This window comes from Streptomyces sp. NPDC059957 (assembly GCF_042730015.1).
Classification (GTDB): Bacteria; Actinomycetota; Actinomycetes; order Streptomycetales; family Streptomycetaceae; genus Streptomyces.
Genome location: NZ_JBHWMB010000051.1, coordinates 1 through 23,078 on the forward strand (window position 1 = coordinate 1; position 23,078 = coordinate 23,078).

Below are 23,078 nucleotides of genomic sequence, written 5' to 3' on the forward strand. Positions count from 1 at the left end.
CCCCCGTGGTTCACCACGGCGCGTGCGAGGCCGCCCTGGACGCGTCGTCAGGCGGTTGTGGCCGGAGCGGAGTCCGGGGCCGGCGCGGAGTCCGGGGCCGACAGGCCCAGTTCGGACCGGCACTCGGGGGAGCCGGTCGGGTCGAAGCGGGAGATGCGCTCCGCGGGCACGATCCCCGGGAGCATGAACTTCCACAGGTCGATGACCCGGGCGTGCAGGTCCGCGCGGCCGGTGCGTACGTGCGAGGTCACCTGGATGCCGGAGAACGCGGCGACGAGCATGGTCGACAGGCCGTGGGCGTCGACCGAGGGCAGGACGTCGCCGCGCTCCTGGGCCGGTGTCAGACAGCTCTGGCAGGTGTCGATCCAGGCGTTGTACGGGCTCGGGTCCGGGTCGGTGAAGGAGCCGAACTCGATGACCAGGCGGATCCCGGCGCGGACCCGGACGTTGGAGCGGAGGCCGAAGGCCATCCGGTGGGTGAGGTCGATGGCGGTCTGAAGGCCCGGCTCGGCGATGGCGGACATGCCCTCGGAGACCTGGAACTGCTCGTCCATCAAGGTTCGGGCGATGGCTTCCTTGGACGAGAAGTGGAAGTACAGGGCGCCCTTGGTGACGCCGGCGTGCCCGACCACGTCGGTCAGGCTGGTGCCGTGGAAACCGGTCCGGTCGAAGGCGATGGCCGCACCGTCGAGGATCGCCTGCCGGGTGATCTCGGCTCGTTCCTGTCTGGCCCTCGCCATGCGGGTTCTCCCTGGGGTCGCGGTAGTTGGGCGGAACCGGGGAGGTGGTCACCGTGGTTCGGCCAGGGCCAATCTAGGCAGATGAGCCTGAAGAAAACCAGTCGACCAGTACTTTTTACGGAAGTGGATCATTAACGGCGTTAACGCGGCGGGGGCGGGCGGAGGGTGGGCGGAGGTTGGGCTGAGGGTGGGGGAGTGGCGTTAACGCCGGGAACGGCATTAACGCCGTTAACGTGTACGGTAGACGCAGTTTAATGGCGGGTGGAGTACGAGGGGATCCCATGACGGACGCGGACGAGCAGTGGGGCGCGGCCGTTCGGCTGCTCTGGGGGCCGCCGGTGAAGTCCGCGCGCGGGCCCAAGCGGGGGCTCACGCTGGAGGGGATCGCCGGCGCGGGGGTCGCCCTCGCGGACGTCGAGGGGCTGGCCGGCGTATCGATGCAGGGAGTGGCCGGGAGTCTGGCCGTCACCAAGATGGCGTTGTACCGGTACGTGCCCGGCAAGGCGGAGCTGGTCTCGCTGATGGTGGAGGCCGCGATGCCGGACCCCTCGGTGCTGGACGGCCGTCCGGCGGGGGAGGGCTGGCGTGAGCGGCTCGCGGTGTGGGCGCGGGAGCTGCTGGCCGGATTCCGGGCGCATCCGTGGCTTTTGGAGGCGACGGTCGGGGCGCGGGTGATGGGGCCGGTCGAGCTGGGGTGGATGGAGCGGGCACTCGCCGCGCTCGACGGATGCGGGCTGACGGGGGCCGAGGCGATCGACGCGGTGGTGCTGGTGTCGGGGCACGCGCGCGGGATCGCGGAGCAGGAGCGGGCGATGGCGGGCGGGGCCGGTGGCGAGGGGCCGGACGCACAGCTGACGTCGGTGCTCGGGGAAGTGATGCGGGTGCACGGTGAGAAGTACCCGGCGCTCGGGGCCGCGCTGGCCTCCGTGGCGGAGGCCGGGGGGCAGGACCAGGCGCTGGACTTCGGGTTGGAGCGGATCCTCGACGGGCTCGGGCTGCTGGTGGCGGAGCGAGTGGGTGGGCGGGCTTAGGCATTAACGGCGTTAACGCCTTGGTCGTGGAGTGCGGGCTCGGGCGCGGGCGGCGCGCGGTATTAACGGCGTTAACGCCGGCGGGGGGCGTAGGCGTCGGTGGTGTGGGGGCGCGGGGCATTAACGGCGTTAACGCTGAAGGGGGCTGGGGCTCCGCGGCGGCCGCGGGGGAGGGCATTAACGGCGTTAACGCCTGAGGGGTTGGGGCTGGGTCCTGGGGCGGGGCATTAACGGCGTTAACGGTGTGGGGTGTGCGTCTCGGTCTCGGTGGTGGGGTTGGAGGCGGAGGCGGAGGCATTAACGGCGTTAACGCCGGAGGGGCTGGGGGTTGGTGGGGGCGCGGGGCATTAACGGCGTTAACGCCGGAGGGGGTCGGGGCTTGGTCGTGGGTGGGGGTTAACGGCGTTAACGGTGTGGGGTCGGGGGCGGGTTGTGAGGGTTGGCGTGGTCGGCAGTGGGTGGAAGGTGTGAGGGCATTGGGTGATGCGGGGCAGTGGGCGGAGCCGTTCCGGCTGGACGTGGCGCAGGCGGAGCTGGACGATCTGGGGCGGCGGCTGGAGCTGGCCCGGTGGCCCGATGAGTTGCCGGGGGCGGGCCGGGCGTACGGGATGCCGCTCGGGGAGCTCCGTGAGCTCGCGGAGTACTGGCGCACCGGCTACGACTGGCGGGCCGCCGAGGCGCGGTTGAACGAATGGCCGCAGTACACCACCGTCATCGACGGGGCACGGGTGCACTTCGCACACCTGCGGTCGCCCGAGCCGGACGCGACGCCGTTGCTCATGACCCACGGCTGGCCGGGCTCCTTCGTGGAGTTCCAGAAGGTCGTCGGTCCGCTGACGGATCCGCGCGCGCACGGCGGGGATCCGGGTGATGCCTTTCATCTGGTGCTGCCGCACATTCCCGGCTTCGCCTTGTCCGGGGCCACCACCGAGCGGGGGTGGGAGTTCAAGCGGGTCGCGCGCGCCTTCGGAACGCTGATGGAGAGGCTCGGGTACGAGGAGTACGGGGTCCAGGGCGGTGACTGGGGCGCTGCCGTCTCGCGGGAGCTGGGGCGGCTCCGGCCCGGGAACGTGCGCGGGGTGCACCTGAACCTGCTCCCGGGCGGCGGGGCCACCGCCGAGCCCCAACCGGAGGAACTGGCCGCGCTGAGCCCGGCCGAGCGGGAGCGCACGCTCGCCTCCTGGGAGCGGTACCGGGTCTGGGCGCGCGAGCGGCAGGGCTACGCCGACATCCAGGCGACCCGGCCGCAGACGCTCGCGTACGGGCTGAACGACTCACCGGTCGGGCTGCTCGCCTGGATCGGCGAGAAGTTCACGGAGTGGGCGGACCCGCGCTGCCCCGTGGATCGCGACCAGATGCTGACCAACGTGACGCTGTACTGGCTGACCGGGACCGTGGGCTCCGCCGCCCGCATCTACTACGAGCGGGCCCACGCCGACTACCAGGGTGCTGCGCCCGAGGTGTCGAGCACCCCGACCGCGCTCGCCGACTTCCCCCGGGACAACTTCGTTCCGCTGCGGCACATCGCCGCGCGGACCGACCGCATCGTGCGCTGGACCTCGTACGAGAAGGGCGGGCACTTCCCCGCGATGGAGGTACCGGAGCTGCTGGTGGGAGACGTCCGGGCCTTCTTCCGCTCCCTGTGAGCCCAGGTCGTTCTTCGGGTCGTGTCACGTTCCGGGGCTCCCGTCTGTCCCATGGATGACAGAGCGACGAGTGAGCGAAGAGGGAGACGGCCATGAAGGTTCTGCTGGCGGGTGCGAGCGGGGTTCTGGGGCAGCGGGCCGTACGGGCCCTGCGTGCGGCCGGGCACGAGGTCGCCGGTCTCGGCCGGGGCGCCGGGATGGACGTACGGGCCGACCTGCTCGACCGTGAGGGCCTGCTGCGCGCCGTGGACGGGCTCGGCTTCGACGTGGTCGTGCACGCGGCCACGGCCCTGTCGGGGAAGACCATGGCCCGGCACCAGGACATGGCGGGGACGAACGCGCTGCGCACCGAGGGCACCGTCAACCTGCTGGCCGCCGCGCGGGAGACCGGGGCGCGGCGGTTCGTCGTGGAGTCGATGATGTTCGGCTACGGGTACGGGGACCACGGCGGGGCCGTGCTCGGCGAGGACGACGGCTTCGGTCCGCAGGGGGCGGGCGTCTGGCTTGAGCGGCACGTGGGCGCGATGCGGACCAAGGAGGAACTGGCCTTCACCGCAGACGGGATCGAGGGGGTGAGCCTGCGCTTCGGGCTGTTCTACGGGGCCGGCATCACCGATGCGCAGGTTCTGCCGATGCTGCGCAAGCGCGCCCTGCCCGTGGTGGCGGCCAAGGGGCGGGCGCTGAGCTGGGTCGACGTGGGGGACGCGGCGAACGCGGTGGTCGCCGGAGTGGAGTCGGGGCGGCCCGGGCAGGCGTACAACATCGCCGACGACGAGCCGCTGGGGTGGGACGCGCACATGCGGGCGGTGGCCGCGGCGTTCGGGGCGCCCGCGCCGATGACCGTACCGCTGTGGGTGCTGAAGCCGGCGCCGCTCGCGCACACCATCATGGGGACGGATCTGCGGCTGTCCAACGCCAAGGCCGGGCGCGAACTGGGCTGGGCTCCGACGTACGCGAGCAGCGCGGCAGGGGTGGGTGCACTTGCGGGAGCCGCGGGGGCGGCGGCAGCATGATCGTTCGTGAGCACTGCTGAGCACCTCCCGGGTACCGGCTCCGCCGATGCGCTCGGTCCCTTCACCGCCCATCGCCGGCTGCTGTTCGACGTCGCCTACCGGATGCTCGGCAGCGTCGTCGACGCCGAGGACGTCCTCCAGGACGCGTGGCTGAGCTGGGACCGCGCGGACCGGTCGGCGGTCCTCAACCCGCGGGCCTACCTCGTGCGTACGGTCACCAATCTTTCGTTGAACCGGCTCACCTCCGCCCGCGCCACCCGGGAGACCTACGTCGGGCCGTGGCTGCCCGAGCCGCTGCTGACCGCGACCCTGGCGACCGGGACCCTGGCGACCGGGACCCTGCCGAGCGTGCCCGATGGCGCGCAGGAGGCGGAGACGGCCGAGGCGGTGTCGACCGCGATGCTGGTGGTGCTGGAGAGCCTGAGCCCGCTGGAGCGCGCCGTGTTCGTGCTGCGGGAGGTGTTCGGGTACTCGTACGCGGAGGTGGCGGAGGTGCTGGACCGGGCGGAGGCGACCGTACGGCAGACCGGGCACCGGGCACGGGCCCACGTACGGGCCCGGCGGCCGCGGTTCGCCACCGAGCCGGGGCAGCGCGGCGAGGTGACCCGGCGGTTCCTGGCGGCGTGTGCGGGCGGGGACCTGAACGCGGTGATGGAGCTGCTCGCCCCCGGGGTGACGGCCTGGTCGGACGGCGGCGGCAAGGTGACGGCGGCCCGGCGGCCGCTGCACGGGCCGGACCACGTGGCGCGCTGGCTGCTGGGGATGCTGGCCAAGCCCTCGCTGCGGGCGGTGACTTTGGAGTCCGCGCGGGTCAACGGGGAGGAGTCGGTGGTGTTCGTGTACGGGGGAGCCGCGCGGGCGGCGTTGACCTACGACCTGGACGCGGTGGACGGTCGGGTCGTGAACCTGCGGTTGCAGGTGAATCCGGAGAAGGTGGCGGGGTTGGTGGGATGGGGAGCGGGAGGGGCTCGGTAGGGGTGTCGGTAGGGGCCGCCGCGTCCGGGATGTGAAACCAGCGTCCGGGTGTCGCCGGGGGCTGTGATCATCATTCGATGATCGACGAACAGCGGACCCCGCCCGTGCTGGTGGGCGACGAACGGGCCACCTTGACCAGCGTCCTCCAGTGGCAGCGGGACACCCTGATGATGAAGTGCGCAGGGCTGTCGGACGAGCAGCTGCGGCGCAGGGCGGTGGCTCCGTCGGGGCTGAGCCTGCTCGGGCTGGTACGGCACCTCGCGGAGGTCGAGCGCGGGTGGTTCCGCAACGTCGTGGGCGGCGAGGACGCGCGCGGGTACTTCGGGAAGAACGCTGCCGGGGAGTGGGCCGAATTCCACGTGGACGACGCCGATGTCGCCGGGTCGTTCAAGATCTGGGAGGACACCTGCGCGCGCTCGCGGGCGATCGTGGACGCGGCCGAGTCCCTGGACGTGACCGGTTCCTCCGAGGGGCAGGCCTACTCCCTGCACTACGTGCTGGCCCACATGATCGAGGAGTACGCCCGGCACAACGGGCACGCGGACCTGCTGCGCGAGGCGATCGACGGGACCACGGGGGAGTAGCGGCGCCCCGGGGGGGGACGGGGGTTCGCCCGTCTCCCGGTGGCTAGGCCGATGCCGTGGCGCGGTCCACCTCGGCCAGGGCCGTCGCCCAGGGGAAGTGCGCCGGGGCGTCCGGGCCCGCCGGGCCGGGGGTGAATCCGCCCTCGCCGAAGAGGACCGAGACGCCGGCGCCGCGCAGGACGGCCAGGGACTGGTCGAACTGCGGGTGGGCTGCGAGGGCGTCGTTCGCGCAGGGCATGGTGACGACGGGGGTGCCCTTGCCGATGGCCTCGGCGGCGACCCCGACGACGAACCGGTCGGTCAGGCCGAGGGCCCAGGCGTTGACGGAGTTGAACGTGGCCGGGGCGAAGAGCAGGGCGTCGGCCGCCGGCCACACGTCGGGCTCGCCGGGAAACTTGTACTGCCAGCGGACGGGGTGACCGGTGAGCGCGGCGAGACCGTCGAGGCTGCCGGACAGCCAGTGGGCGGCGGTGGGAGTGAGGCCGAGGCAGACGTCCCAGCCGCGGGACTGGGCGTCCTCGACGACACGGGCCACGTCGAAGACGGGCGGGGCGGCGGAGCACAGCAGGTAGAGCGTCTTCGTCGTGGTCATACCGCAATACGATCATATTGCTTGACCTGCATGTGACCGAGGTTGCGGGCGGCGGCGCAGTGGTCGAGGTGGCCGTGGCGGTCGTAGCGGGGCGCCGGACGTGACGGACCCCCGGAACCGGCTTCGGTCCGGGGGGCTGGGGCCGAGGGCCCGGGGGATCGTGGGGGTCAGCGGTTGGAGACGGTCTGCTGTGCGCTGCCCGCGGTGAACGCGTCGAACGCGCCCGAGAAGTCGGTCAGGTCGTCGCCGGCCCGGGCGGGCACCAGGCCCGCGATGTCCTGGGTGTTCTGGACGTCTCCGACGGTGCTGGTGACGGCGTCGGCGAGCGGCGGCTCGGCGGCCATGGCGGGGGCGGCGACGGCGAGGGCCGCGGTGCCGGCGATGAGGGCCGTGGTGACGATGCGCTTGATCATGTCCTGGTGAACGACCCGGTCGTACGGGGGTCACTGAGGCCACCCGGTTGCCGGAAATCGGTCCGGAACTCCGTGAGGAACGCAGACAGCAGGGAGTGCACGACGGCCGGCCGGTCCAGGTGGACGTCGTGCCCGGAGCCCGGGACGGAGACCCCGGTCGTCACGGTGGACGGGTCGGCCGAGCCCGCCGAGTACGCAGAGTCGAGCATTCGGATGGACTCCTCGGGCGGGACGATGCCCTTCTCCCCGATGATCAGCAGGGTGGGGCACCGGACCGCGCGCCACTGCGGCCACCAGTCGCGGGTGCTGTTCTCGGTGATGGCCGCGACCATGACCGAGCGCTCGAAGCGCGGGTACCAGCCGTCCGCGCGCTGCTCCAGGCCCGCCGCCCAGGCCTCGCCGTTCAGCCCCTGACCGGTGAGGAAGGTGCGCGCCTCGGCGAGGGTGGGGAACGGGAGCGGCCAGGAGTCCAGCCAGCCGCCGATCTCGTCCGGGGTGCCCGGGTCGGAGCGGGCGGCGCCGGCATCGACCAGCACGAGGCCCCGTACGAGGTCCGGGTGCGCGGCGGCGGTGAGCATCGCGGTGTGTCCGCCGAGCGACTGGCCCACCAGCACGGGGCGGTGCAGGCCGAGCTGTTCGCAGACGGCCCGCACGTCCGCCACGTACGCGGCGCGGGAGACGTCGGCGGGGCGGCGCTCGCTGGCTCCGTGACCGCGCTGGTCCACCGCCACCACGCGGTGGTGCGGGGCCAGGTGCGCGGCGGCGGCGTCCCATTCGCCCGCGTGGCCTGCGAGGCCGTGGAGGAGGACGACGGGGGGCGCGGAGTGGGGATGACGGGAGTCCCAGTCACGGCAGGTCAGGCGCACGCCAGCTCGGGTGACGGTGCGTTCGGTCCACATCATGCGGAGATCATCCGACACTTTTCGCGGTGGGACCGATGAGTTTTCGCGGAGGTCCCGGTCTACCGTTCGTACGGAGACCGCAGGAACGCGAGGAAGAAGACCGTCATGACCGAGCCGGTGAAGGGCCCCGCCAGCTACTTCCCTTCCATCGAGAAGAAGTACGGCCGTCCGATCGCGGAGTGGCAGGAGCTCATCCGCTCCTCGCCGCTGACCAAGCACATGGAGCTCGTCGCCTGGCTCAAGAGCGAGCACGGGGTCGGGCACGGGCACGCCAACGCGCTCGTGAAGCACACGCTCGACGGGCGGTAGGGGGAGCCGCCCGGGGGATGGGCGTGGACGCAGGCGTATGCGGTTGAGCTTCTCGGCGATGTCGCGTCTCAGGCCGGGGGAGTTGACTGGTTCTCATGACGAAGACAACGCAGCAGACGCAGAACGACACCATCCTCCGCACGCTGGTCATCGGCGGCACGGGCAAGACGGGCCGGCGCGTGGCCGAGAAGCTCACCGCCCTGGGCCGCCCGGTCCGCGTCGGGTCGCGCTCCGGTGAGCCGGCCTTCGACTGGAACGAGCCCGCGAGCTGGGGACCGGCCCTGGAAGGCGTGGACCGGGTGTACGTCACGTACTACCCCGACCTCGGATTCCCCGGCGCCGCCGAGCACGTCGGTGCCTTCGCCCGGCAGGCGGTGGCCGCCGGGGCGCGCCGGCTGGTGCTGCTCTCGGGGCGCGGCGAGGAGGCGGCGCAGCGGAGCGAGGAGGCGCTGAAGGAGTCCGGGGCCGACTGGACGGTGGTGCGCGCGGCCTGGTTCAACCAGAACTTCGACGAGAGCTTCTTCCTGGAGCCGGTGCTCGCCGGCGAGATCGCCCTGCCGACGGCCGACGCCGTCGAGCCGTTCGTCGACACCGAGGACATCGCCGACGTGGTGGTGGCCGCGCTGAGCGACGACCGGCACATCGGCCGCACGTACGAGCTCTCCGGCCCGCGGCTGCTCAGCTTCTCCGATGTCGCGGCCGAGCTGTCGAAGGCGACCGGGCGCGAGATCTCGTACGTCCCCGTCTCGACCGAGGCCTACCTGGAGGTGCTGCGGGAGAACGGGCTGCCGGAGGAGTTCGTGGAGCTGTTCACCCTGATCACGGACGGGCGCAACGCGCACCTGGTGCACGGGGTCGAGGAAGTGCTGGGCCGGAGGCCGCGGGACTTCGCGGACTTCGCGCGGGAGGCGGCGGCCCGCGGGGTCTGGGACGTGTAGGCGATGGGCGGTTCGGGAGTGCGTGGGTCGGGGGTGAGTGGTTCGGGGGTGCGGGGCCGGGGGATGGGCGGCCGGGGGATGGGCGGGTGGGGACCGGGTGGGGAGAATGGGCCGATGGATACGCTGACGGCTCTGCTCGAAGGCCCCAAGGCCCAATCGGCCTTCCTCATCAAGTGCGTGTTCAACCCGCCCTGGTCGGTCCGGATCGAGGACCGGGCCCCGCTGTCGGTGATGACGATGGTGCACGGATCGGCGTGGCTGCTGCCGGACGGGGGCGAGCCGGTGCTCATCGCGCCGGGTGAGGCGGCCCTGGTGCGGGGACCGGGTCCGTACACCCTCGCCGATGCCCAGGACACGCCCCCGCAGATCAGGGTGGGTCCGGATCAGCGGTGCAGCAGGGTGGACGGCGGGGAGGACGTGTCCGACTCCATGGCCCTGGGGGTACGGACCTGGGGCGCGGCGGAAGGCTCGGCGGTGCTGCTGAGCGGCACCTACCAGAACCCCGGCGAGATCGGCAGCCGCCTGCTCACCGCGCTTCCGCGGGTACTGGTCGGCCCGGTGGACCCCACGCTGGTCGGACTGCTGGGCGTCGAGATCTCCCGTACGGAGCCGGCCCAGGAGCTCGTACTGAACCGGCTGCTGGACCTGCTGCTGATCGGCGTCGTACGCGGCTGGCTCGCGGAGCGGGGCGGCGCCGAGAACGACCCGGTCACCGGTCCGGCGCTGCGGCTGCTGCACGAGAACCCGGCGTACGGCTGGACGGTGGAGTCGCTGGCCCGCAAAGTCGGCGTCTCGCGGGCCGCGTTGGCCCGCCGCTTCACCGAGCTGGTCGGCGAACCCCCGATGGCCCATCTGACGGGCTGGCGCCTGGCCCTGGCGGCGGATCTGCTGCGTGACCCGTCGATGACGCTCGCCTCGGCCGCCCACCGGGTCGGCTACAGCTCGGCGTTCGCCCTCTCGACGGCCTTCAAGCGGGTGCGGGGTGTCAGCCCGCGGGAGTACCGGGCGGGGGCAGCGGCTGAAGGGGCCGCCGTAGAAGGGCCGGCGGCCGTGGGGGCTGCGGCCGCGGGGTGAGGGGCGGGGGCCAGGGGCGGGGTCAGGGCGTCCGGAGATCCAGGACCGCCACCGTTTCGCCGTCGCTCTGTTCGCCCGTCGGGCGGAAGCCGAGGGAGAGGTAGAACGGTTCGGGGGTGCCGGCGCCCGGGTGCCAGGTGACGTAGGCGTGGGTGGCGCCCCGGCGGCGGAGTTCGTCGAGGACCGCCGTGACCGCGAAGCGGCCGTAGCCCTTGGACTGGTGGGCGGCCGATATGTTCAGGCGCCAGAGGCCGGAGCGGAGGTCGTGGGGGTCGACGGCCGGGTCCCAGGCGATGTCGAGGAAGGCCATCACGAAGCCGACGATCTCGTCGCCGTCGACGATCGCCCGGGGCCAGGCCGTCTCCCCGTGGGCGAAGGCCTCCGCCAGCGACTTCGCGACCGGGGAGACGAGGTGCTCCTGGTCGGGGCGGACCGACAGCGCGCAGACGGCGTCGACGTTGTCGGGGGTGACCGGCGCGAGGCGGAGGGACGTGAGTGTGCTCATGCGCGCAGCCTACGTGTGCGGTACATGTGAGTGGGTGAGGGGCTGTGGGAGCCTCCCGCATGTCGGGTTTCGGGTTTCGGACCTACGGGGGCACAGCTGATGGGATCGCCGCCTTGGCCGCGGCGTTCGTCGAGGCGCGGGCCGGGCGCCGCGCGGTCGCCCTGTGGGCAGCGGTGGCCGCGGCGGCGTACCTCGTCGTGCTCGTCGTCACCTTCGCGGTCAACATCCCGCTCAACAACTTGGGTGACGCCGCCAAGTCGGCCGACTTCTCGGTCGTCGAGGAGTTCAAGGGCATCTGGGAGACGGCGAACATCGTGCGCACCCTGCTCTGTGCGGCGGCGCTGACTGCCCTGGCGCGGGCGCTCGTACTGTACGGGCGGGCGACAGGGACGACAGGGACGGCGGCGCGCGGCTAGTGCTGTGACCGGGAAGGTTCACCGGGTCGCGCCACAGCACTAGGCGGCCGCCAGGAGGGCCCAGGACTGGCAGGCCAGGGCGGCCGTGCACAGGGCGGTACGCCAGCGGTTGGCCGGTACCCACATCGTTTCGAACGCCGCGCGCACGGCGGCCGGATCGGCGATCCGCTCGGCGGGGCCGGCGGCCTCCAGGGCGTTGTTGAGCGGGATGTTCACCCGGCCGGTGACCGCGACGGCGAGCACGTACAGGACGAGGGCCACCGTCAGTGCGGGGAGCGGCGCGTGCTCGCCGGCGGGCAGGTGGAGGGCTACGGCGAGGCCGGTGAAGAGGAGTGCGCCCAGGAAGGCCAGCATGAACCAGCCATTGATGATGGAGGTGTTCACGCGCTGCATGACGGAGATGAGGGTCCGGTCGTCGGAGCGCTTGAGGGCCGGCATCACCGAGACGTCGAAGGCGAAGAAGAGGCCGGCCATCAGGCCCGTGGTGAGCGTCGCGGCGACGAGGGCGGCGACCCGTGCGATGTCCATACGGCTTGTGTATGTCCTTCCTCCCGGTTCTGTCCATGGTGGAGTGGGAGCCGAGTGGTCCACGGTGGAGTAGGGACCGAGCCGAGCAGGCCGGAAAGGCTCGTGGCCGTGGTCGGCGGGCGGGGTACTCTCCGGTTGGGACTATTTTCGGATAATATATTCCGCGATGCGGAAGTCTGGTCCGGAGCTTCGAGCCGCATCTCGGAGCCGGTCCCGGCGTAGAGACCAGGAGGACAGACCGTGACGGACCCCAAGGACCCGCAGGGCCGGCTGGACGCGCTGCGCGGCGACATCGAGCGCCGCAACCCCGCCCAGCCCGAGTTCCACCAGGCCGTACGGGAGGTCCTGGACACCCTGGCCCCCGTGTTCGCGGCACGTCCCGAGTACGCGGAACCGGGTGTGGCCCTGCTGGAGCGGCTCACCGAGCCGGAGCGGCAGATCATCTTCCGGGTGCCGTGGCAGGACGACCGTGGTCGCGTCCACGTCAACCGTGGCTACCGCGTCGAATTCAACAGCGCGCTCGGCCCGTACAAGGGCGGCCTGCGCTTCCACCCGTCCGTCGACATCGGCGTGGTGAAGTTCCTCGGCTTCGAGCAGGTCTTCAAGAACGCGCTGACCGGGCTCGGCATCGGCGGCGGCAAGGGCGGCAGCGACTTCGATCCGCGCGGGCGGTCGGCCGGTGAGGTCATGCGGTTCTGCCAGTCCTTCATGACCGAGCTGTACCGCCACATCGGTGAGCACACGGATGTACCGGCGGGTGACATCGGTGTGGGTGGGCGCGAGATCGGCTATCTGTTCGGCCAGTACCGGCGCATCACCAACCGCTGGGAGGCCGGCGTCCTGACCGGCAAGGGCCAGGGCTGGGGCGGCTCGCTGATCCGCCCGGAGGCCACGGGCTACGGCAGCGTGCTGTTCGCCGCCGAGATGCTGGCGGTCAAGGGACTGTCGCTCGACGGGCTGACGGCGGTCGTGTCCGGCTCCGGCAACGTGGCGCTGTACACGATCGAGAAGCTGCAGCAGCTGGGGGCGAACCCGCTGACCGCGTCCGACTCGCAGGGGTACGTGGTCGACGAGAAGGGCATCGACCTCGCGCTGCTGAAGCAGATCAAGGAGGTCGAGCGCGGGCGCGTGAGCGAGTACGCGCAGCGGCGCGGGGCCTCGGCGCGGTTCGTGCCGGGCGGGCGGGTGTGGGAGGTGGCTGCGGAGGTGGCCTTCCCGTCGGCCACGCAGAACGAGCTGAACGCCGATGACGCGCGGACGCTGATCGCCAACGGGGTCAGGGCGGTGTCGGAGGGCGCGAACATGCCGACCACGCCGGAAGCGGTGCATCTGCTGCAGGCGGCCGGGGTGTCCTTCGGGCCCGGCAAGGCGGCGAACGCGGGTGGGGTGGCGGTCAGCGCGCTGGAGATGGCGCAGAACGCGGGGCGTGTCGCTTGGAGCGCGGAGCGGGTCGAGGCGGAGCTGGCGGGGATCATGCGGGACATCCACGCGGTGTCCTACGCGACCGCCGAGAGGTATGGCTCCGCCGGGGATTATGTGGCTGGGGCGAACATTGCCGGGTTCGAGCGGGTCGCTGACGCGATGTTGGCGCAGGGGTTGATCTGATCCGATCCGGTGCGCTGGGGCTCCGCGGGGCTGGGGTTGGGCCTGCGGCGCTGATGCGCTGAGGTAGCGGGGTGGGGTGGCGCTGCGCGGGGGTGTCCCCTACCCGCCCTTCCTCCGTTCCCCGGGCTGCCCCAAGACCGGTGGAATCCCGGCCTGCCCCCTCCCCCCCGGGGCTCCGCCCCGGACCCCGCGCCTCAAACGCCGGCGGGGCTGGGGTGGGCAGGCGTTGGCGGGGGTGGGATGGGCTGGCGTCGGCTGGGGTGGGCACGCGCCGGCGGTCGTAGGGTGGGGTGGTTGGTGGGTGATCGGACTCCGTGGGGGGAACAGTGCTGACCGCGCTTACCGGGGTCTACGGGGATCGGGGCGATGCCCTGCGGGTGGCCGGGCGGGGGGCTTCCTATGAGGAGCTGCTCGGTGCGGCCCGTGCCGTGGCTGCCGATGTCGCCGGGGCGCCCGCCTTCGCGGTGACCGCTACGGCCTCGCTGGAGACCGTCGCCGCCGTGGTCGGCGGGCTGCTGGCCGGGGTGCCCTTCGTACCGTTGCCGCCCGACGCGGGGCCCGCCGAGCGGGAGCACATCCTGCGGGACTCCGGCGCGGTGCTCGTCGACGTGGACTTCGCACGGCGGGGAGACGGTGGGGGTGTGGGGGAATTGGGGGAGCCGGCGGGGTCCGGGCGGGGCGCGCTCGTGCTTTACACCTCCGGGACGACCGGTCCGCCCAAGGGGGTCGTTCTCACCGCCGAGGCCGTGGCCGCCGATCTCGACGCCCTCGCCGAAGCCTGGCAGTGGAGCGCCGAGGACACCCTCGTGCACGGGCTGCCGCTGTTCCATGTGCACGGGCTCGTTCTCGGGGTGCTCGGAGCGCTGCGTACCGGAAGTCGTCTCGTGCACACCGGCCGGCCCACTCCCGAGGCCTACGCGGCGGCCGGGGGCAGCCTGTACTTCGGGGTGCCGACCGTGTGGTCCCGTATCGCGGGGGCGCCTGCGGCCGCCGCCGCGCTGGGCGGCGCCCGGCTGCTCGTCTCCGGCAGTGCCGCGCTGCCCGCGCCGGTCTTCCGGGACCTGGAGCGGCTGACCGGGCTGCGGCCCGTGGAGCGGTACGGGATGACCGAGACGCTGATCACGGTGAGCGGGCGCGCGGGCGGGGCGGTGCGGCCCGGGACGGTCGGCACTCCGCTCCGGGGCATCCGTACGCGGATCGTGGCCGAGGCGGGCGCCGAGATCGGCGAGCTGCAGGTGACCGGCCCGACGCTGTTCTCCGGGTACCTGGGCCGGCCGGAGGCGACGGCGGCCGCGTACACGGAGGACGGGTGGTTCCGTACGGGCGACATCGCGGCCGTCGACGAGGCCGACGGAGTCCACCGGATCGTCGGCCGGGCCTCCATCGACATGATCAAGTCGGGCGGGTACCGGATCGGCGCCGGCGAGATCGAGAACGCGCTGCTGGATCACCCCAAGGTGAGCGAGGCGGCCGTGGTGGGGCTGCCGGACGCGGACCTCGGGCAGCGGATCGTGGCCTTCGTGGTGGCCGAGGGCGTCACGGGCCGGGAACTGACGGACTTCGTCGCCGCGCACCTGTCGGTGCACAAGCGGCCGCGCGAGGTGCGGTTCGTCGCGGAGATTCCGCGCAATGCGATGGGGAAGCCGCAGAAGAAGCTGTTGCTGCTGGGGCCGGACGCCTGACGCCTGATGCCTGACGCCTGATGCCTGACGCCTGATGCCTGACGCCTGACGCCGGAAAAGGGCAACGGGCCTTTCGGGCGGGGCGGGTAGCTTGCTCGCATGAACAAGACGTCTGATCAGGTCAGGACCGACCGGTGGGCGCTGATAGCCGCCGCGGTGACCGTCGTGCTGTGGGCCTCCGCGTTCGTTTCCATCCGTTCGGCGGCCGCGCACTTCGGGCCCGGAGCCCTCGCGTTCGGACGCTTGCTGACGGCCTCGGTCGCGCTCGGGCTGGTCCTGCTCGTCAAGCGGGTGCCGCCGCCACCGAAGCAGGCGTGGCCCGGGATCCTGGTCTCCGGGGTGCTCTGGTTCGGGCTGTACATGGTGACGCTGAACTGGGGCGAGCAGCTCGTGGACGCCGGCACCGCGGCCATGATCGTCAACATCGGCCCGATCGTGATCGCCCTGCTCAGCGGCTGGCTGCTGAAGGAGGGCTTCCCGCCCATGCTGTTGGCGGGCATGGCAGTGTCGTTCGCAGGAGCCGTGTTGGTCGGGCTGTCCACCTCGAACGGCGGGACCGCCTCGCTGGGAGGGGTCCTGCTCTGCCTGGTCGCCGCGCTCACGTACGGGGCGGGGGTGGTCGCGCAGAAGCCGGCACTGGCGCACGCGAGCCCGCTCCAGGTGACGACGTACGGCTGCTTCGTCGGTACGGCCGTCACGCTGCCCTTCGTCGGGCAGCTCGTCGACCAGCTTCCCGGGGCCCCGCTCGACGCCGTCCTGAACATGCTCTACCTCGGGCTCTTCCCGACCGCGCTCGCCTTCACCACTTGGACGTACGCGCTGTCGCGGACCACCGCGGGGAAGATGGGCGCCACCACCTACGCGGTGCCCGCCGTCGTGGTGCTCATCGCCTGGATCGCCCTCGACGAGATCCCGGCCGCGCTGACCCTGGTCGGCGGTGCGGTCTGCCTGGCCGGTGTCGCCGTCTCCCGGAGGCGGCGGGGCCTGCCGGCCTAGGCCTGGGTCCTGTGCTCAGGCGAGGCGCAGGTCCACGTAGGGCACGGTGTCGCCCGGGAGGACGTAGCGGTCGAACTCGGTGAAGCCGGCTCGTTGCGCGAAGGCGAGGCCCTCGGGATTGGAGGTGAGGACCACCGTCTCGATCACCTCGCCTCCCAGGCTCCGTGCCTGGGAGAGGGCGTATGCGTACAGCTCCCGGCCGAAACCCCGTCCCCGGTGGGCGGGAAGGACGCGCGCGATGACGGTCGCGGTCGTGGAGCCCGCGGCGGGGGGACGGACCGTCGTGCACCCGACGAGGGTGTCGCCGAAGTGGGCGACGTGCAGGACGTGGCGCGCGGAGCGCTCCCGTACGTCCTCGAGGGAGAGGACGGCCGTCGGGATGACCGTGTTGTGGACGTGCTGCCAGTCGTGCAGGGCGGTTTCGGAGGTGGCGCGCACCGGGCTGATGAGGAGAGCGGAAGCCGGCGGCGGGGTGTCCTGGGCGGCGGCTTCGAGGAGGACGCGGGCCAGGGCCGAGGGGGCGGAGAACATCGGCCAGTGGCCCGTGTCCAGGGTGACCAGCTGCCAGTCCGGGCCGGTGGACAGGAGCTCCGCCACGTCGGGGTGGGGGTCGACGCCGTCCAGGAGGCATTTGACGTAGGTCGCGGGGAGCTCGGCGAGCGGGTGGGTCAGTACGGCCGGTTCGGTGAGGGTGGCGCCCGGGTGCGGGGTCGCGCCGGCGAGGAGCCTGGCGATCTGTTCGGCGGTGAGGCCCTGGCCCTCGTAGTCGGCGGCCTGCTGGGGCGGCCAGAAGCCGTTGTTCGCCGCGATGGAGGACTCCACGGCTGAGCGGCCGTCCGGCCAGGCGGAGACGAAGGATCCGTTGTGGGTGGGGACGTTGGCGTCGACGAAGACCACCCGGTTCAGGCGGGCGCCGATCCGCTCGGCGGCCTGGCCGACCGGGATTCCGGCGTAACTGTGGCCCACGAGGACCACATCGCGCAGACCGAGTCCGTCGATGGCGTCGACTATGTCCGAGACGTGCGTCTGCTGGCCGGCCGCTACGCCCTGTTTGTCCGCGAGGCCGGACAGGGTCAGTGCGTGGACCTCGTGGTCGCCGCCGCCCGCGGTGCGCAGTGCGGTGCGGAGTTCGGCGGCCACCTCGTCCCATGCCGCCGCGCCCAGCCACGTGCCTGCCACCAGTACGAATTCAGTCATGAACGTACGCTAATCGAACTGGATGTCGGCGGTCAGGGGCAGGTGATCGCTCGGGGTGGCGGGGAGCGTACGGACCCCGGTGACCGTGCCAGATCGGGACAGGATCTGGTCGATCCGGGCCAGGGGGAAGGCCGCGGGCCAAGTGAAGGCGAAGCCGGGGGCCGTTGTCGCTGTTGCTGCCAGGGCGGTGCGGACGGGGGCCAGGCCGCGGTCGTCGGCGGTGCCGTTGAGGTCCCCGAGCAGGACGACGCGGTCGGCGGGTTCCGCGGCGAGGACGGCGCCGAGGAGGAGGGCGCTCTCGTCACGGCGGGCGGAACCGAAGCCGGACGCGCCGAGGCGCAGGGAGGGCAGGTGGACGACGTAGACGGCGACGGGCCCGCCGGGGGTCGCGGCGGTGGCGCGCAGGGCGCGGTTCCAGTGCGGGTCGCCGGCGAGGGACTGCGGCTTGATGTCCACGGGGCGGACGTCGGTGAGCGGGTACGCCGACCAGAGGCCGACCGTGCCGTGGGTGGCGTGGTGGGGGTAGTCGGCGGCGAGGGTGGTGGCGAAGGCCGTGATGGCGGCGGGGGTGAGCTCCTCGACGGCGATCAGGGCGGGGTGGCCGGCGGCGAGGGCCTTGGCCGTGCGGGAGGGGTTCGGGTTCTCGTCGCTGATGTTGTGCTGGACGGTGGTCAGGGTGGTCCGGGTGGTGGGGGCCGGGGTGGCGGGGTGGGGGAGGAGGTTGCCGAACTGGCCGAGCCAGGCGGTGGTGGGGAGCAGCACGGCCAGGGCGGTGGCGGCGGAGCGGCGTCGCAGGGCCAGGGCGAGGAGGAGGGGGACGGCCAGGCCGAGCCAGGGGAGGAACGTCTCCAGCAAACTGCCGGGATGGCCGGGGGTGTTGGGGACGAGGGAGGGGCGGGCGAGCAGTGCGGCGAGGAGGACGGAGAGGACTACGGGGACGAGTGTGGAGCGCAGTACGGGGGCGAGTGCGGGGAGGGCTGTCGTACGGGCCGCCGGCCAGGGCAGTGGGCGACGGGCGGGGCGGGGTGGCCGGCGGGGGAGGAGGGGGTGAGGTCTGGGGGTCGAGGCGGGGGTTGGGTCGGGAGTTGGGCTGGAAGTCGAGCCGCGGGTCGGGTCGGGGGTCGGCTCGTGGGTCGGGCCCGGAGTCGGGCCGGTAGTTGGGTCGGGAGTCGAGCCGCGGGTCGGGCCGGGGGGCGGGCCCGTAGTCGGGCCGGGGGTTGGGCCGGGGGGCGGGCCCGTAGTCGGGTCGGTAGTTGGGTCGGGAGTCGAGCCGCGGGTCGGGCCGGGGGGCGGGCCCGTAGTCGGGCCGGGGGTCGGGCCGGGAGTCGGGTCGGGGGTCGGGCCCGTGTTTGCCTGGGTCATGGGCCGTTCCTGCCTGTTTCGTTCGGGGGTGCGGTGTGACGTGTGGTTGGTACGACGACGTCGGCGGTGGGGGACCCGGTTCCCGTGGGGGTGTGTGTCCGGGGGTAAGCGGTTGCCACGGGTGGCGGGAGTGGATCCAATGGGCGCGATGATCAAACGGGCGCGTCGGGCGGACCGCGGTCGCGGGCGCATCGGCGCGGGATGGAGGAGCAGCACACTGTGAACGCGTCGGCATGGTCGTCATCAGGGGAGCGGGCCGGCGGGGAGGTCGTGCGGTTGGGGGCTCTCGTGCCGTTGACGCCGCCGGGCTGGGTCGAGGCCGGGCGGCACCTGCTCGCGGGGCTGGAGCTGGCCGCGCGCGAGGTCAACGACGCGGGAGGGATCGATGGTCGGCCGCTGGAGCTCGTGGTCCGGGACACCGCGGCCGACCCGGAGCGCGCCGCGGCGGCCGTGGTGGAACTGGCCGGTCTGGGTGTGGCCGCCGTGGTGGGGGAGTACCACAGCGTCGTCGCCCGGGCCGCCGCCGCCCGGGCCGACGCCCTCGGCGTGCCGTTCCTCTGCTCCTCCGCGGTGCTCGACGCTCACCGAGCAGCCGACGGAGTGGGTCGCGCGCCTGGCCCCGGCCCAGTCCCACGGCTGGCGGACGTACGCGGACTTCCTCCTCGGGGCGGGCCACCGGCGGATCGCGGTGGTGACCCAGCCGAGCGTCTACTGGGCCTCCGGGACCCGCATCCTGCGGGACCGCCTCGCTTCCCGCGGGGCCGCCGTCGTCGAGTTCGACGCCAACGCGCTCACCCCCGGGGGCCTGTGCGACGCGCTCGTCGAGCACGGTGCGACGGCGCTCCTCCTGCTGGTCGGATATCCGGAGCCGGCGGCGGCGATCGTCAGGGCCGTACGGGGAGACCGGCGGCTCGGGGAGGTCCTGATGGGGGCCCCGGCCGGACAGCCGGAGTTCGCCGGGTGGGCCGGGGCGCTGGGCGCGGACGGCGCCGGGATCCCCTTCCTGCGCTACCTGCCGGAGCGGCTCGGTCCGCTCGGCGAGCGGGTGGCGAAGGAGCTCCGCGAACGGCTGGGCGAGGAGCCCTCGTTCGTGGCCTTCGAGGGCTGGGACAGCGTCACCGTCCTCGCCGAGGTACTGCGTTCGCACGGCACGGACCGGGCGGCCGTCGCAGGGGCGTGGCCGAGGGTGGCGGTGGAGGGGACCCGGGGGCCGATCCGGTTCTCGCGGACGCCGGGGATCAGCGTCTGGCAGTGGGACCGGGCACCGGTTCGTGTGGTCGACCGGGATCCGCAGGACATCGGCCGCTTCCGGATCCTGGACGGGGAGGGCGAAGGCGTGCGCTGACCCGGCCGCCCGGCGGCGTCCCTCAGACGCGGGTCAGGTGGGCGCGGTACCAGGGGGCCGCGGAGGGGAGCAGGGCGAGGGCCGTGGGCGTGGGGCGCAGGCCGGTCAGCCGCCAGATGGGGTCGGCGCGCTGGTGGTAGTCGCGGGCCAGCAGGGAGAACTGCCGCTCCGTCACCCGGCCGGGACGCTCGCGGAGTCGCTCCACGCAGCGGTCCCACGGCCACTCCTCCCGCACCTCGGGCAGGATGCCTTCGGTGGCCAGGGCCGACACGAGGTCGGCGCTCTTCACCGGGGCCGGGTGGCTCGCGTGGTGGATCCCGCCGCGCAGGGGGCCCGGGGCCGTGGCCAGGGCGTCGATCAGGCGGGCCAGCTCGCAGACGTCGATCACGGAGAGCAGCGCGCGGCCGCCGTCCCAGTTGGCCGGGACCCGGTCGACCAGCTCGGCCAGGGCCGGGACCACCCAGCGGTCACCGGCGCCCAGCACCAGACCCGGCCGCAGGACGGTCCCGCCGGCGGCCAGCACCGGAGCTTCCGCCGCCAGCCGGCTGCGGCTCGCGGCGGACACCGGGTCCGGGGCCACCTCGTCGACGTCGATGCCGCGATGCGGGAGGTTCCCGTAGACCGCGGCCGTGGACAGGTGGACGATCCGGCGCACGCCCGCCCGCACGGCCTCCGCGAGGAGGGCTCCGCCGCCCACGACGTTGACCGTGTGGCAGCGCTCCTCGTCCCGCCCGATGTAGGAGGCCAGGTTCACCAGCGCGGCCGCGCCCTCGCAGACCCCGCGCAGCGACCCGGGGTCGCACAGGTCCGCGGGCACCCACTCCACGCCTTCGCGCGCCGCACCCGGGGTGCGGGCGAGGGCCCGCACGCGGACATCGGGACGGCGGGCCAGGGCGTCCAGCGCGGCAGAGCCGATGAAGCCGGTGGCTCCCGCCAGGACGATCACCCGGGGTCTCTCGGATATGTGCATGGGCTCGATTCCCTCGACGTGGTTACGGCGCCCGGCAGGGTGCTCCGCTGCGTCCGTACGGCTCTTCTCGTGCTTCTTGGAGCGGACGCCTCAGCGGGCGGTCCAGCCGCCGTCCACCGGGACGGTCGCGCCGACCACGAAGGACGCCTGGTCGCTGAGCAGCCACGCGGCCGCGTGCGCGATCTCGCGGGGGTCCGCCGTACGCGGCAGCGGGGCCATGGCGTGCAGACCTTCCTCCAGGCCCGGGTTCAGGTCGAACCACTGGGCCGTCATTTCGCTGCGCGTGGTGCCGGGAGCGATGGCGTTGACCCGGATGCCCTGGGCGGAGTAGTCGGCGGCGGCCTTCGTCAGGCCGATGACGGCGTGCTTCGCCGCGATGTACGCGGCGGACGCCGGGGTGCCGACCAGGCCCGCGACGCTGCTGTTGTTCACGATCGCCCCGCCGCCCGGCAGCATCGCGGCGATCTCGTACTTCATGCAGTTCCACGTGCCGAGGACGTTGGTGGCCATCACGGCCTCGAAGTCCGTGTTCTCGGTGAGGTGCAGCGGCGCGGGCACGGTCCCCAGCCCCGCGTTGTTGAAGGCGGCGTCCAGGCCCCCGAAGAGCTCCACCGCCCTGTCCACCGCCGCCTCGACCTCTTCGGCGCGGGCCACGTCGACGACGGCGTAGGCGGCGGTGAAACCCTCGTCCGTCAGCTCGCGGGTGAGCGCGGCCAGTTGCTCCTCGCGCCGGGCGGTGAGGAGCACCGAGGCCCCGTTCTCGCAGAACACCCGGGCGGCGGCCGCCCCGATCCCGCTGCTCGCGCCCGTGATCAGGGCCCGCTTGCCCACGAGGAGGCCGGTCTTTTCCGTCATGGTGAGTCTTCCGTCTTCCGTCTCGCGCGGTCCGGTTCGGTCCGCCCCGGCGGGGTTTTCAGGGAGGGTTCGCCCGCGCACTATTGGCTGGAAAAAGCCCCTTCGCGCGGTCCGGACCGGCCCAGGAGTACAGGAACCGTGCGGTGGCCGTTCGAAACGAACGAGAACTTAGGCCGGAGTTCATCGGCGGGTACGGCCAGGGCGATGTCGGGGAACCGCTCGAAGAGCGCCGACAGGGCGATGGCGACCTCCATCCGGGCCAGGTTCACGCCGAGGCAGTGGTGGGCTCCGTACCCGAACGACACGTGGTCGGCGCGGGTGTCGCGGGTGATGTCGAAGAGGTCCGCCCCGGCTCCGTGGTGGAGCGGGTCGCGGCCCGCTCCGGCGAAGCAGACGACGATCGCGTCGCCCTGCGGGATCCGCACGTCGTCGTCGATCTCGATCGTCTCGACGGCGAAGCGCAGGATGCTGTGGGCGCCGGGCGGGTCGGCGCGCAGGGATTCGTCGATCACGTCCTCCCACGAGGCCTTGCCGTCCCGCACGAGTTCGAGCTGGTCGGGGTGCGTGAGCAGGGAGACCACCGCGTTGTCGATGAGGTTCACCGTCGTCTCGTAGCCGGCGGTGAAGAGAAGGATGAGATTGTCGAGCAGTTCCTTCTCGCTCATGTCCGCCGCGCCCGAGTCGCGTGCGGCGACAAGGCCGGATGTCAGGTCGTCGGCAGGGTTTTCCCTCTTGTGCGCCACGACTTCGTTCAGGATTTCGTACATGGCTATTCCGTTTGCCACCGCCTCCTCGGGGGTGATCGAGGTGACGAAGAAACTGTCGATGATCTTCTGTAGGGGATCGCGGGCGGAATGTGGAATTCCGAAGAGCTCGCAGACGACGGCGTGCGGGAGAACGTGGGCGAATTCCTTGCGGAGGTCCACGGGCCGTCCCGCCGGGGTCTGTTCCAGGCGGTCCAGCAGTCCGGCCGCGATCTCCTCGACGCGCGGCCGCAGGGCCGCCACGCGACGCTTGGTGAACTCCCCCGCCACCGGCTTGCGCAGGCGCGCGTGCTCCTCGCCGTAGGCGGTGACCATGTTCTGTACCGAGACCCAAATGGACAGCGGCCAGTCCTGGTCGACTTCTCCGTTGATCCACGCCGGCCAGTGCCGGTACGCGTCCTTCGACACCCGGGGATCGGTGAGCAGGCGCTTCACGAGTGCGTAGTCGGTGACGGACCACGCCTCCACTCCGCCAGGAAGCACGATCCGCGCGGCTCGGCCCAGGGAGCGAATTTGCTTGATTTCCCCGTGAATGTCCTGGCCGAGCGGATCGATGACGAACGGGCACTGCCTGCTCACAGGAGTATCCCTCCTACAACTGCTGGTGACGGTGAGTCCGATGACGTCACAGGCTGG

Annotated in this window: 23 protein-coding genes and 2 pseudogenes; 13 read left to right on the plus strand and 12 right to left on the minus strand. The window is 72.5% G+C overall.

Going from position 1 to position 23,078, the window contains the following annotated elements; genetic code table 11:
- Window positions 1–47: 47 nt before the first annotated feature.
- Window positions 48–740, minus strand: coding sequence for a ScbR family autoregulator-binding transcription factor (locus ACFWBW_RS28610; protein WP_385378161.1), 693 nt, complete (start codon window positions 738–740; stop codon window positions 48–50).
- A gap of 281 nt (window positions 741–1,021) precedes the next feature.
- Between ACFWBW_RS28610 and ACFWBW_RS28615 the strand changes: the two genes are divergently transcribed.
- The 5 genes from ACFWBW_RS28615 to ACFWBW_RS28635 all read left to right on the plus strand — a co-directional run bounded on the left by ACFWBW_RS28615 (window position 1,022) and on the right by ACFWBW_RS28635 (window position 5,989).
- Entirely contained in the window at window positions 1,022–1,771 is a 750-nt protein-coding gene (locus ACFWBW_RS28615; protein ID WP_385378164.1) for a TetR/AcrR family transcriptional regulator, read from the plus strand.
- Window positions 1,772–2,247: 476 nt separating this feature from the next.
- Complete coding sequence (locus ACFWBW_RS28620) at window positions 2,248–3,417, plus strand: epoxide hydrolase family protein (RefSeq protein ID WP_385378167.1); 1,170 nt, start codon at window positions 2,248–2,250, stop codon at window positions 3,415–3,417.
- A 92-nt stretch (window positions 3,418–3,509) separates the two neighbouring features.
- Window positions 3,510–4,430, plus strand: coding sequence for an NAD-dependent epimerase/dehydratase family protein (locus ACFWBW_RS28625; protein ID WP_385378170.1), 921 nt, complete (start codon window positions 3,510–3,512; stop codon window positions 4,428–4,430).
- 6 nt (window positions 4,431–4,436) lie between these two features.
- Window positions 4,437–5,405, plus strand: a complete 969-nt coding sequence (sigJ, locus tag ACFWBW_RS28630; RefSeq protein WP_385378173.1) for an RNA polymerase sigma factor SigJ — start codon at window positions 4,437–4,439, stop codon at window positions 5,403–5,405.
- Window positions 5,406–5,482: 77 nt separating this feature from the next.
- Window positions 5,483–5,989, plus strand: coding sequence for a DinB family protein (locus ACFWBW_RS28635; protein WP_385378176.1), 507 nt, complete (start codon window positions 5,483–5,485; stop codon window positions 5,987–5,989).
- Between the two features lie 43 nt (window positions 5,990–6,032).
- Here ACFWBW_RS28635 and ACFWBW_RS28640 read toward each other — a convergent pair whose 3' ends face one another.
- From ACFWBW_RS28640 to ACFWBW_RS28650, 3 genes are all read right to left on the minus strand, one after another.
- Window positions 6,033–6,581 carry a flavoprotein gene (locus ACFWBW_RS28640; protein ID WP_385378179.1) on the minus strand — a complete coding sequence of 183 codons (549 nt, stop codon included), beginning with the start codon at window positions 6,579–6,581 and terminating at the stop codon, window positions 6,033–6,035.
- Window positions 6,582–6,748: 167 nt separating this feature from the next.
- Entirely contained in the window at window positions 6,749–6,994 is a 246-nt protein-coding gene (locus ACFWBW_RS28645; protein WP_385378182.1) for a hypothetical protein, read from the minus strand.
- On the minus strand, window positions 6,991–7,896 hold the full coding sequence (locus tag ACFWBW_RS28650) for an alpha/beta fold hydrolase (protein WP_385378185.1): 906 nt from the start codon (window positions 7,894–7,896) through the stop codon (window positions 6,991–6,993). The genes ACFWBW_RS28645 and ACFWBW_RS28650 overlap by 4 nt, the downstream gene beginning before the upstream one ends.
- A gap of 105 nt (window positions 7,897–8,001) precedes the next feature.
- On the opposite strand from ACFWBW_RS28650, the gene ACFWBW_RS28655 reads away from it, so the two are divergent.
- The 3 genes from ACFWBW_RS28655 (at window position 8,002) to ACFWBW_RS28665 (ending at window position 10,217) form a co-directional block, all read left to right on the plus strand.
- Window positions 8,002–8,205: a DUF4287 domain-containing protein gene (locus ACFWBW_RS28655; RefSeq protein WP_385378188.1), complete on the plus strand. Its 204-nt coding sequence runs from the start codon at window positions 8,002–8,004 to the stop codon at window positions 8,203–8,205.
- Between the two features lie 95 nt (window positions 8,206–8,300).
- Window positions 8,301–9,143 (plus strand): NAD(P)H-binding protein, encoded by an 843-nt coding sequence (locus ACFWBW_RS28660; protein WP_385378191.1) that lies wholly within the window; start codon window positions 8,301–8,303, stop codon window positions 9,141–9,143.
- A gap of 114 nt (window positions 9,144–9,257) precedes the next feature.
- Window positions 9,258–10,217, plus strand: coding sequence for an AraC family transcriptional regulator (locus ACFWBW_RS28665; protein WP_385378194.1), 960 nt, complete (start codon window positions 9,258–9,260; stop codon window positions 10,215–10,217).
- Between the two features lie 22 nt (window positions 10,218–10,239).
- On the opposite strand, the gene ACFWBW_RS28670 is transcribed toward ACFWBW_RS28665, so the two are convergent.
- The gene (locus tag ACFWBW_RS28670) at window positions 10,240–10,722 is read right to left on the minus strand and encodes a GNAT family N-acetyltransferase (RefSeq protein WP_385378197.1); all 483 of its coding nucleotides are present in this window, start codon (window positions 10,720–10,722) and stop codon (window positions 10,240–10,242) included.
- Between the two features lie 59 nt (window positions 10,723–10,781).
- Between ACFWBW_RS28670 and ACFWBW_RS28675 the strand changes: the two genes are divergently transcribed.
- The gene (locus ACFWBW_RS28675) at window positions 10,782–11,138 is read left to right on the plus strand and encodes an anthrone oxygenase family protein (RefSeq protein WP_385378200.1); all 357 of its coding nucleotides are present in this window, start codon (window positions 10,782–10,784) and stop codon (window positions 11,136–11,138) included.
- A gap of 39 nt (window positions 11,139–11,177) precedes the next feature.
- Here ACFWBW_RS28675 and ACFWBW_RS28680 read toward each other — a convergent pair whose 3' ends face one another.
- Window positions 11,178–11,666, minus strand: coding sequence for a DUF1772 domain-containing protein (locus ACFWBW_RS28680; protein ID WP_385378203.1), 489 nt, complete (start codon window positions 11,664–11,666; stop codon window positions 11,178–11,180).
- Between the two features lie 240 nt (window positions 11,667–11,906).
- Here ACFWBW_RS28680 and gdhA point away from each other — a divergent pair, with 240 nt between their 5' ends.
- From gdhA to ACFWBW_RS28695, 3 genes are all read left to right on the plus strand, one after another.
- Window positions 11,907–13,271 (plus strand): NADP-specific glutamate dehydrogenase, encoded by a 1,365-nt coding sequence (gene gdhA / locus ACFWBW_RS28685; RefSeq protein ID WP_385378206.1) that lies wholly within the window; start codon window positions 11,907–11,909, stop codon window positions 13,269–13,271.
- Window positions 13,272–13,597: 326 nt separating this feature from the next.
- Window positions 13,598–14,953, plus strand: a complete 1,356-nt coding sequence (locus tag ACFWBW_RS28690) for an AMP-binding protein (RefSeq protein ID WP_385378209.1) — start codon at window positions 13,598–13,600, stop codon at window positions 14,951–14,953.
- Between the two features lie 99 nt (window positions 14,954–15,052).
- Window positions 15,053–15,949 (plus strand): DMT family transporter, encoded by an 897-nt coding sequence (locus ACFWBW_RS28695; protein WP_385378212.1) that lies wholly within the window; start codon window positions 15,053–15,055, stop codon window positions 15,947–15,949.
- A gap of 15 nt (window positions 15,950–15,964) precedes the next feature.
- Here the strand turns inward: ACFWBW_RS28695 and ACFWBW_RS28700 are convergent, their stop codons facing one another.
- The 3 genes and pseudogenes from ACFWBW_RS28700 to ACFWBW_RS28710 all read right to left on the minus strand — a co-directional run bounded on the left by ACFWBW_RS28700 (window position 15,965) and on the right by ACFWBW_RS28710 (window position 18,151).
- Window positions 15,965–16,396 carry a GNAT family N-acetyltransferase gene (locus ACFWBW_RS28700; protein ID WP_385378329.1) on the minus strand — a complete coding sequence of 144 codons (432 nt, stop codon included), beginning with the start codon at window positions 16,394–16,396 and terminating at the stop codon, window positions 15,965–15,967.
- 30 nt (window positions 16,397–16,426) lie between these two features.
- Window positions 16,427–17,146 (minus strand): annotated as a pseudogene (locus ACFWBW_RS28705) (alpha/beta fold hydrolase); the annotation flags it as partial.
- A gap of 9 nt (window positions 17,147–17,155) precedes the next feature.
- Complete coding sequence (locus ACFWBW_RS28710; RefSeq protein ID WP_385378332.1) at window positions 17,156–18,151, minus strand: endonuclease/exonuclease/phosphatase family protein; 996 nt, start codon at window positions 18,149–18,151, stop codon at window positions 17,156–17,158.
- Between the two features lie 558 nt (window positions 18,152–18,709).
- Here ACFWBW_RS28710 and ACFWBW_RS28715 point away from each other — a divergent pair.
- A pseudogene (locus tag ACFWBW_RS28715) lies at window positions 18,710–19,853 on the plus strand (ABC transporter substrate-binding protein).
- Between the two features lie 22 nt (window positions 19,854–19,875).
- Here ACFWBW_RS28715 and ACFWBW_RS28720 read toward each other — a convergent pair.
- The 3 genes from ACFWBW_RS28720 to ACFWBW_RS28730 form a co-directional block, all read right to left on the minus strand.
- Window positions 19,876–20,823: an NAD-dependent epimerase/dehydratase family protein gene (locus ACFWBW_RS28720; RefSeq protein ID WP_385378215.1), complete on the minus strand. Its 948-nt coding sequence runs from the start codon at window positions 20,821–20,823 to the stop codon at window positions 19,876–19,878.
- A gap of 90 nt (window positions 20,824–20,913) precedes the next feature.
- A complete protein-coding gene (locus tag ACFWBW_RS28725) occupies window positions 20,914–21,678 on the minus strand; it encodes an SDR family NAD(P)-dependent oxidoreductase (protein ID WP_385378218.1) in 765 nt (254 codons plus the stop codon).
- Window positions 21,679–21,758: 80 nt separating this feature from the next.
- Window positions 21,759–23,021, minus strand: a complete 1,263-nt coding sequence (locus ACFWBW_RS28730) for a cytochrome P450 (protein WP_385378221.1) — start codon at window positions 23,019–23,021, stop codon at window positions 21,759–21,761.
- Between the last annotated feature and the right edge of the window lie 57 nt (window positions 23,022–23,078).